This window comes from Tessaracoccus rhinocerotis (genome assembly GCF_007197885.1).
Lineage (GTDB): Bacteria > Actinomycetota > Actinomycetes > Propionibacteriales > Propionibacteriaceae > Arachnia > Arachnia rhinocerotis.
This window is the reverse complement of record NZ_VKKG01000013.1, coordinates 1-1386: the sequence shown is the minus strand read 5'-3', so window position 1 is coordinate 1386 and position 1386 is coordinate 1. Positions and strand designations below refer to the sequence as shown.

Annotated in this window: 1 protein-coding gene; it reads left to right on the top strand. The window is 56.2% G+C overall.

The genetic code is table 11. The annotated features are described in order from the left end of the window. Positions 1-1386 (top strand): hypothetical protein (locus FOJ82_RS16370; RefSeq protein ID WP_221933205.1); only part of this gene is annotated, 1386 nt, incomplete at both ends.

Below are 1386 nucleotides of genomic sequence, written 5' to 3'. Positions count from 1 at the left end.
CGGTGACTGGACCGTCAAGATCTACCCACTGGAGGACTCTCTCGGCAACGACGACTCCACATTCCACGAGCACCCCACCAAACTCACAATCACCAACACCCCCGCCGACACCGCGGCACCGGTGTTGTCAGAGTTTGATTTCACCCCTAAGGCTGTCGATCTCGACAATGACTATCCCACCGTGACCGTAACGGCTCGCATCACGGATGCCACTGGGGCAGACGCACCGATTCTGAGTCTTGTCTCTCGCACCACAGGACAGACTCTTGAGATTGGCCGGATGCGGCGAACATCTGGTACCACAACGGACGGATATTATCGCTCATCCGTCACCGTCTATACCATACCCACAGGTGCGTGGGACATACATATCGGTCCGCTTCGAGACGCTTTGGGGAACACAGGCGTTGCCACGATACATGCCGAGGCCCTCAAGCTTAGCGGGAACGATATTGCGGCACCAATGATGTCGGACTTCGACTTCACCCCAAAGACTTTGGATTTGGCCAATGGCCCCCAGACCGTAACTGTAAGGGCCCGCGTCACCGATAACTCCGGAGTTGTTCCACCCTACGTTACCCTGCAGTTAGATAAGGGAGGACAGCAATCTCCAGATAACGGGACCATGACTCTGATTTCAGGGGACGCCCGTGACGGCGTTTATCAGCGGCAGTTTACAGTACCTGAGAATGCACCCGTAGGCACCTGGAGTTTTGGGATTAACCCTCTTCAGGATATATTGGGAAATCACGACAGTACTTTTCATCACAACCCAACTAGTCTGGTTGTCACAAACAGACTCCCCGACACTGCCGCACCCGTCCTGTCTGACTTTGATTTCTCTCCCAAGACTCTAGACCTAGACGAAGGCCCACAGGCAGTAACCTTCACGGCCCACATCACTGACGCTACGGGCGCCGTAACGCCCATCCTTAGACTCGTATCCGACGAGACCGGACAAACCCTACATTTCGGCCAGATGGATTACTCCTCAGGCCTAGCAACGGATGCGCGCTATCGACGGACCATCGTGATTCCCGTGACCGCCAGCACCGGAACTTGGACAGCCACAATAACGCCGCTGCGTGACACCTTGGGTAACCACGATGCCACCTACCATAACCACCCAACAAAACTCACGGTCTTGAAGACGTCATCCGATACTGCCTCCCCCATTCTGTCCGAGTTTGATTTCACACCCAAGACCCTTGACGTTGCTGGCAGCTCCCGGGAAGTAGTCGTGACTGCCCGAGTAACCGACGCCACCGGCGCCCTGGCACCCACCCTGATCCTGTCTTCTGACGACACCACCCAAACGCTTGGCTTTGGTGAGATGACCCGCATCTCGGGTACCGCCCAAGACGGCATCTACCAGGGCACCGTCAC